This is a genomic window from Microcoleus sp. PH2017_05_CCC_O_A (assembly GCF_020738785.1).
Lineage (GTDB): Bacteria > Cyanobacteriota > Cyanobacteriia > Cyanobacteriales > Microcoleaceae > Microcoleus.
On sequence record NZ_JAEQCB010000193.1, the window covers coordinates 1 to 8,549 of the forward strand.

An 8,549-nucleotide genomic window follows, 5' to 3' on the forward strand; every position below is an offset into this window, starting at 1 on the left:
GATTTGTGAAATGGTTGAACCAAAATTGGGACGTATTCTCGGCTTATAAAGCCAGTTTAGGCCTTGTTTGGGCTTAAAATTTGTTTAAGTCCCGTTAATCAAGCGGGACTTGCTAAAATGAAACAGGTGATTGAGAAACGGGTGAAACAAGTCGAGCCCAGCTTATCTCTAGAATTGGAAACACAATGGTTTGACAACAGAGAAACACTAGAAAAGCTGTGTTTGATGAGTGGGGGACACGTCAGGAATTTGCTCTCGATGTTGCAAGAAGCTATAAATCGCACTCAAGATTTGCCAATTACTGCAAAAGCAGCGCAAAGGGCAATTACGAACTTGCGGAATATTTATAGAAGAACCGTTAATAAAGAAGAATGGTCAATTTTAGCGAAAGTATCTGTCTCTCACCGGATACTTAATGACAAACAGCACCGCGATTTGCTATTTAACCGCTGTATTTTGGAATATCGATACTATGATGAAGAAGAAGAAATGCAGAATTGGTATAACGTTCACCCGCTAATTAAAGGCATTCTGGAATTTAAGGAAGCAGTTGCACAACTTGAGCCATGACATCGGAAATCATTGATTGGGACGAAGATTTGCCACCAGCAACACCGGAGGAAGAATATGAATCTCTGGTACGCACTCTCAGACGGACAAATGGTTTCCGGTTGTTGTTTGTGGAGTGTGTGCCGTCGGAGGGGAAACGATTGATTGCGAAAGTTCAAACAGATTTCCCTCGGAAAAAGGTTGAGGTGTTGCCGCTGAATGAGTCGGTTTATAATTTTTATAATTTAATTGAAGAGTTGCCAAAACGAGATGAAATTAATATTTTGTTTGTGACAGGCTTAGAATATTCGTTTGATGAATACGAACGAGAAAAAAGGGCGATCGGATGGGAAAGCAAGGATATTTATTCTTACAGTTGGCGGGGAGTGCCACCTGTTTTAATGAATATTAACCAGCAGCGAGAGCGTTTTCTAGATAATTTTAAAATTTGTTTTGTTTTTCTTTTGCCTAAGTTCGGTATTGAATATTTTATTCATCGCGCGCCGGACTTTTTTGATTGGCGATCGAGTTTATTTAAGTTGTCGATGGATAAGGAAAGCTTGCAAGCCGAATCAATGCAGGCTTGTTCGGAAAGATGGCAGTTAGAACAATATCTAGCTTTGACTCCCGAAGCGCGGAAACGGGAATTGGTGAGGCTTCAAGGTTTAATTGATGAGGATGGGCAAACATCAGAACAAAAAGCTGAATTGTTTTTTGAACAAGCTTTATTGTATCGCTCGGCTGAAGATTATGCAAAGGCGATCGCCTCCTACGACAAAGCCTTAGAATTCAAACCAGATAAACACGAAGCCTGGATCAATCGGGGCAGTGCACTGGATGATTTAGGCAGGCTAGAAGATGCGATCGCCTCCTACGACAAAGCCTTAGAATTCAAACCAGATAAACACGATGCCTGGAACAATCGGGGCATTGCACTGCGTAATTTAGGCAGGCTAGAAGATGCGATCGCCTCCTACGACAAAGCCTTAGAATTCAAACCAGATGACACATCTGCATTTTATAATAAAGCTTGCTGCTATGCGTTGCACAGTCAGATTGACCAAGCTATTCAGAATTTGCAGCAAGCTATCAATCTGAATCCTGATGAATGGCGAGAAATGGCAAAAACTGACTCGGATTTTGACAGTATGCGATCTGATGTTCGGTTTCAAGCCTTGATTCAAGGATAGGGATTAGCCGTTGGGTGGGGGCGGGTTTATGAGATTGTTAGTTATTGGCAGAAATTGTTGGTGAACCCGCCCCTACAGCATCACAAACACTTTATGATAGATTAATAGCGAGGTAAAAGATGACTCAACTAAATGTAACTGTAACTAATGACAGATTTCCCGAACTCATCGCCCGCGTTGAGGATACTGGAGAACGAATTGTCATAGAACAGGAAGGAAGGGCGATCGCTGCTATTATTACTTATGCCGATCTGAAGCGGCTAGAAGCATTAGAAGCCGCCCTGATTGACAAAGCAAAACTACAAGAATATGAATGGCTAAAAGCTGCGATCGCAAATCCAGCCTTTGATTCTCTGAGAGACTCAGCGGAAGATATCTACACTTTAGCTGATGGCTTGCCATTCCACGACTCAGAATGGATTAAAACAGCGATCGATCCTAATTTTGGTTCGATTCTCGACCCCCAAGAAGACATTTATACTATAGCTGACGGTAAACCATATCTAGCTTAAATATCTCCCTTATTTCTTAGTCCGCGTAGGCGGACTTGGTTTGTATAGACGCGGTTTCAACCGCCGGGTCATCTGCCGTGTCCTGATTTCGGGTTATATTAACTCCGATGCAACGGAATTGATATAACGAATAAATACTCAGAAACCTGGTTTGTTTGCAAAATCGGGTTTCTGCCGATCGCCATTACTTACTCTGTCAACCTAATTCTGTCATCTTCATCGCCCTTTCCTCTCTTCTACGCAATTCCCGAAAAATTTTAGTAAAAATCCATACATCCAAATCAACACCGAAGACAAAATTACTTAGAATTCAACGATAAAAAATTGCAAAAGTTCTCCAATTTAGGTAAGATTGTCAACAATAACAAAATTAAGGTACAATCGCCACCATTAGATGGCAGATGGCGAAAAACATCGCATATAAAAGAAAAAACGACAATTTTACATACTGAGGTGAAAACCCTTGCAAAAGTTAGCTAACAGAGAAAAAGCGATCGAATCTGGAGAACAATCCATATCACCCAACGCCCAAAACGCTCAAACGTTCTACGATCGCGGAAACGCCCTAGAATCAATGGGACGCTTGTCCGCAGCGCTCGAATCTTGGTCTAAGGCGATCGAACTCGAACCAAAATTTCACGAAGCTTGGTACAACAAAGGCGTAGCCTTCAGAAAGTTGGGACAGCTACCCGAAGCAATCTCCGCTTACAACAAATCTTTAAAAATTCAACCAAAAAATGCAGAAGCGTGGTACAATCGCGCGAACGTGTTGCGGAAGCTCAACAGGCTCTCAGAAGCGATCGCTTCCTACGAACAGGCGATCGAACTCAAGCCAGACTATCACGAAGCTTGGACGAACCGCGGCAACACCCTCGTTAACTTAGAAAAATTCTCAGAAGCCCTCGCATCCTACGACAAAGCGATCGCCATTCAAGCAGACTACTCGGAAGCTTGGTACAACAAGGCATTTGCGCTGAAACACTCCGGGCAAAATGCAGCCGCGATCGCCTCCTACGACAAAGCGATCGAACTAAAACCAGACTTGCATCAAGCTTGGTACAACCGCGGCTTAGCCCTAGCCGAGGAAAAACTCTACGCCGAAGCCGTTGCTTCCTACGACAAAACTCTGCAACTGCGCCCGAATTCCCCGGAAGTCTGGAACAAACGCGGCACGGCGATCGCCCAAATGGGACAATTTGAAAACGCGATCGCATCCTGGGACAAAGCGATCGAACTCAAGCCAGATGACAGCGAAACCTGGTACAACCGCGGCTTAGCTTTAGTAAACTTAAAACGCTTTCAAGAAGCAATCGCTTCCTGGGACAAAACCTTAGAGTTGCAGCCCAACAACATCGAAGCCTGGTACAACCGCGCTGTCGCCCTCAAAAAAATCGAACGCTTTACCGAAGCGATCGCTTCCTACGATCGCATTATCGCCATTACACCCGACGATCCAAATCTTTACTATCAAAAAGCCTGCGTCTACGCCCTAGAAAAAGCAGCAGGCGATCGCAAAAACAGCCCCAAAGCTGTAGAAACCAGCATTCAGAAAGCGATCCAAAACTTATCAAAGGCGATCGAACTAAATCCGGAAAAATACAGGAAACTATGCCAGAATGACTCTAAATTGCGTACAATACGGGAACAGGTGCGGTTTTTAGCTTGATTTCAGGGTAGCAAATGATTGATGGATACCGATGCCGCACTGCAACCTTTGTAGGCAAAACAGCACCACAAACCCCAATCATGCAAACCCTAGACAAAACTCAAGCAAAATTCGCTCAACTCGCAGCGCATCTCAGCGAAGTTACCGACATCGAATCAGCCTCGTCACTGTTGCATTGGGATCAGGCGACTTATATGCCCGCCAAAGGTGCAACTGCGAGAGGCCGTCAGTTGGCAACTCTCAAACAAATATCCCACGAAAAATTTACCGATCCCAAAATAGGTGAACTCCTAGAAGACTTGCGTTTCTACGAACAAACCCTCCCCTATGACTCTACCTCAGCTAGCCTGATCCGCATCGCCCGCAGAGATTACGATCGTGCCGCCAGAGTCCCCGCCACCTTCATGTCCGCACTCTGCCGCCACCAAGCCGACTGCTACGAAGTTTGGGCAACAGCCAAAGCAGCCAACAACTTCGCAGCCGTCGAGCCATATCTCGAAAAAACCTTAGAATTAAGCAGGCAGTACGCCGACTTTTTCCCCGGATACGAACACATTGCCGATCCTTTGATCGATCGCAGCGACTACGGCATGAAAGTATCCCTGCTGCGCCCGCTGTTCGCCCAACTGCGTCAAGAATTAGTACCCATAGTCGAAGCCATCACCTCACAACCTCCCGCTGACGACTCCTGCTTGCACCAAAACTTCTCCGAAGCTCAACAGCTAGAATTCACCCGCACAGTCGTACAACTCATGGGGTATGACTTCCAGCGCGGACGGCAGGACACCACCCTGCACCCCTTCATGACCAACTTCTCCATAGACGACGTACGCATCACCACCCGCGTCTACAAAGATCACCTCGATCAAGCCCTCTTCAGCAGCATCCACGAAGCCGGACACGGCCTCTACGAACTCGGCAATTCCCCCGAATTTGAAGGTACGCTACTCGCAGGTGGCATTTCCTCCGGCGTGCACGAAAGCCAGTCGCGGCTTTGGGAAAATCTAGTCGGGCGCAGCCGCGGTTTTTGGCAGTATTTTTACCCGCAACTGCAAAAAGTATTTTCGCGCCAGTTGGGCGACGTATCCCCAGACGCATTTTACCGGGCAATTAACAAAGTGTCGCGATCGCTCGTCCGCACCGATGCTGACGAAGTAACCTACAACCTCCACGTCGCCATCCGCTTTGACCTAGAATTGGCAATGGTAGAAGGCAAATTAGCAGTGCGAGACCTCCCCGAAGCCTGGAAGGATCGCTATAAAACAGACCTCGGCGTTGTCCCCGCTACCGACAGCGACGGTGCGATGCAGGATGTTCACTGGTATGTTGGGACGATCGGCGGAATGTTTCAAGGTTACACCCTCGGCAACTTGATGAGCGCTCAATTCTACGAAACCGCACTCAAAAACCATCCCGAAATTCCCGCACAAATAGAACAGGGAAACTTTAGCGTACTCCACGACTGGCTCAAACAAAACATCTACGACCACGGCCGCAAATACACTGCCGTCGAATTGATCGATCGCGTCACCGGTTCACCTTTAACTATCGATCCGTTTGTCCGTTACATTCGCCACAAATACGGCGAATTTTATGTCATTTGAGGGATAGCAATTTCACATTGCAGACTTTAAAATGAGATTAAAAAAAGTAGGCGCCTAAAAAAAGGGTGGTACTAATACAGTATCGCCCTTTTTTAGAGCGAAAATCAAAAATCTCAAATAAGGGAGTATCTATGTCTGAACTCTTTGAGGCTGTTATTGCCAGCGACGAAAAAACCGACTTGCGGCAATTTGCCAGCGATTTGCGGGCTTTGGGAAACAAATATTTACTGCGAAACGATATAGTTAGCGCTTTTGCCGCCTACTGCACCAAATACGAAAAGCCCCAACAGTTTCATCAATCCTCTCATTTGAGCAAACTGATTTACTACGTTCAGGAAATTATTCTTGAAGAGAGCAGCCTTTGCGTCCTGCTGCGACCAAAAATTGCGACAATGGAAATAGTGCGAGTTGGAGACGACTTGACACTGGAGCCGATGACAGTGCAAGAATTGCTCGACGTGCGCGATCGCTTCGTCAACCACTTTCACCCCCAAGAAGGCGACATCCTCGAACTAGATTTCGGCCCTTTTTACGACTATTCCCCCTCCATACGCGACCCCAAGAACATCGGCAAAGGAGTGCAATTCCTCAACCGCTATCTCTCCAGCAAACTGTTTCAAGACTCCAAACAGTGGCAGGAAACTCTATTTGATTTCTTGCGTATTCACCGCTACAACGGCGTACAATTACTAATTAACGATCGCATAAAATCTCAAGAACAACTTTCAGAACAAGTCAAAAAAGCCCTCACCTTTGTCAGCGAACTTTCTGAAGATGAACCCTACGAGAGATTTAAATTCGTCCTGCAAATGATGGGTTTGGATGCAGGTTGGGGAAATACCGCAGCCCGCGTGCAGGAAACTCTAGGAATTCTCGACGAATTAATTGATTCCCCCGATCCCCAAACCCTAGAAGCATTTATTTCTCGGATTCCGATGATTTTCAAAATCGTCCTAGTTTCTCCTCACGGCTGGTTCGGTCAAGAAGGAGTGTTGGGGCGTCCGGATACGGGCGGTCAAGTAGTTTACGTGCTCGATCAAGCGAAGAATTTAGAGAGACAACTGCAAGAAGACATTCATCTTGCCGGTCTCGATAGTTTAGGTGTAAAACCAAAAGTAATTATTCTCACCAGGTTAATTCCAAACAGTGATGGCACGCGCTGCAACGAACGTTTGGAAAAAGTTTACGGCACCGAAAATGCTTGGATTCTGAGGGTTCCCTTCCGCGACTTCAATCCCAAATTGACTCAAAATTGGATTTCTCGGTTCGAGATTTGGCCTTATTTGGAAACTTACGCGATCGATGCGGAAAAAGAACTGCTGGCTGAGTTTCAGGGCAAGCCAGATTTAATAATTGGTAACTATTCTGACGGAAATTTGGTGGCATTTTTGCTGTCTCGCAAACTCAAAGTTACTCAGTGCAATATTGCCCACGCCCTGGAAAAATCTAAATATTTGTTCAGCAATCTCTACTGGCAAGAATCTGAGGATAAATACCATTTTGCGCTGCAATTTACTGCGGATATCATTGCCATGAATGCGGCTAATTGTATTGTCAGCAGCACCTATCAAGAGATTGTCGGCAAACCGGATAGTGTCGGGCAGTACGAATCTTACAATTGTTTTACCATGCCGGATTTGTACCACGTCGTCAACGGGATTGAGCTGTTCAGCCCAAAATTCAATGTCGTGCCGCCGGGAGTGAACGAAAGCGTGTATTTCCCCTACACGCGCAACGAAGATAGGGTGCAGGGCGATCGCGATCGGCTCAACGAACTGCTGTTTACCCTCGAAGACCCGGAACAGGTGTTCGGAACACTCGACGACCCGCAAAAGCGCCCTCTGTTTTCGATGGCCCGGCTCGATCGCATTAAAAACCTGACAGGCTTAGCAGAATTGTTTGGCAAAAGCGAGGAATTGCAAGCAAAATGCAACTTAATTTTAGTAGCCGGCAAGCTGAGAGTCGAAGAAACCGAAGACTACGAAGAAGCCGAAGAAATTAAAAAACTTTACGCAATTATCGAGCAATACAAGCTGCACGGTAAAATTCGCTGGCTGGGAGTGCGGCTGTCCAAAAGCCTGTCCGGTGAAATCTACCGGGTAATCGCCGACGGCCAAGGTATATTTGTACAGCCAGCCTTATTTGAAGCTTTCGGCTTGACAATTCTCGAAGCAATGATTACCGGGATTCCGACTTTCGGGACGCAGTTTGGCGGGCCGATAGAAATCATTCAAGATGGAGTAAATGGGTTCTATATCAACCCGACCAACCACGAGGAAACTGCCCAAGAAATTCTCGATTTTTTATCGAAATGCGAACAGAATCCCAACTATTGGTACGAAATTTCAACGCGAGGAATTGACAGAGTTTACAGCACGTATACTTGGAAAATTCACACTACCAAGCTGCTGACTCTGGCCCGGACTTACGGTTTCTGGAACTACTCGTCCAAGGAAAACCGCGAAGATATGCTCCGCTACATAGAAGCGCTGTTTTATCTGATTTACAAGCCGAGAGCGAAGGCTTTACTGGAGGAGCACGCACAGCGATAAGTGGGAAGTTTTGGTTTGTAGGGGCCGGTTGAGACAAAAAAGTGTTAGAGCGATCGACTGGGTACGTTTAGGTACGTTGTTGCGCTTCAGCGCTCTTTCGGCGTATATCGGAGCGCTCAAGCGCAACAACGTACCTTGATTTCAGGTGGATCCTAAGAAATCGACTAGGTAAGTTGTTGCGCTTCAGCGCTCTTTCTGATAGATGGGAGCGCTGAAGCGCAACAACGTACCTTGATTTCGGGTGGATGCTAAGAAACCGTTAGGACGTTCTTAATGGCCCAAACATCAGCCATGGATTCCTTCTTCCTTTCTCCTTCTATCCGTTACATTCTTTACTGGCATCTGCTGCCGAGCTTCCTTTGTGTCGTTCGCCGGCGACGGGGTTTGAAACTGTAACTTAATTTATGGACAAAGCTACCCATCCTTGACTATTTGGGTAGCTTTGTCCGCAACTCGGGCGATCGCACGAGACTATT

At 46.2% G+C, this 8,549-nt stretch carries 6 protein-coding genes; all 6 read left to right on the forward strand.

The features are described 5' to 3' along the window. Nucleotides 1-117: 117 nt before the first annotated feature. The 6 genes from JGK20_RS30525 (at nucleotide 118) to JGK20_RS30550 (ending at nucleotide 8,073) form a co-directional block, all read left to right on the forward strand. On the forward strand, nucleotides 118-570 hold the full coding sequence (locus JGK20_RS30525) for a hypothetical protein (protein WP_293233271.1): 453 nt from the start codon (nucleotides 118-120) through the stop codon (nucleotides 568-570). Beyond that, nucleotides 567-1,739 (forward strand): tetratricopeptide repeat protein, encoded by a 1,173-nt coding sequence (locus JGK20_RS30530; RefSeq protein WP_293192452.1) that lies wholly within the window; start codon nucleotides 567-569, stop codon nucleotides 1,737-1,739. Before JGK20_RS30525 ends, JGK20_RS30530 begins: the two co-directional genes overlap by 4 nt. Before the next feature lie 119 nt (nucleotides 1,740-1,858). After that, nucleotides 1,859-2,251: a type II toxin-antitoxin system Phd/YefM family antitoxin gene (locus JGK20_RS30535; RefSeq protein WP_293192454.1), complete on the forward strand. Its 393-nt coding sequence runs from the start codon at nucleotides 1,859-1,861 to the stop codon at nucleotides 2,249-2,251. Between the two features lie 463 nt (nucleotides 2,252-2,714). After that, nucleotides 2,715-3,917, forward strand: a complete 1,203-nt coding sequence (locus JGK20_RS30540; protein ID WP_293184213.1) for a tetratricopeptide repeat protein — start codon at nucleotides 2,715-2,717, stop codon at nucleotides 3,915-3,917. Nucleotides 3,918-3,997: 80 nt separating this feature from the next. Further along, nucleotides 3,998-5,521: a carboxypeptidase M32 gene (locus JGK20_RS30545; protein ID WP_293212023.1), complete on the forward strand. Its 1,524-nt coding sequence runs from the start codon at nucleotides 3,998-4,000 to the stop codon at nucleotides 5,519-5,521. Between the two features lie 131 nt (nucleotides 5,522-5,652). Continuing rightward, entirely contained in the window at nucleotides 5,653-8,073 is a 2,421-nt protein-coding gene (locus JGK20_RS30550; protein ID WP_293212015.1) for a sucrose synthase, read from the forward strand. The last annotated feature ends 476 nt before the right edge of the window (nucleotides 8,074-8,549 follow it).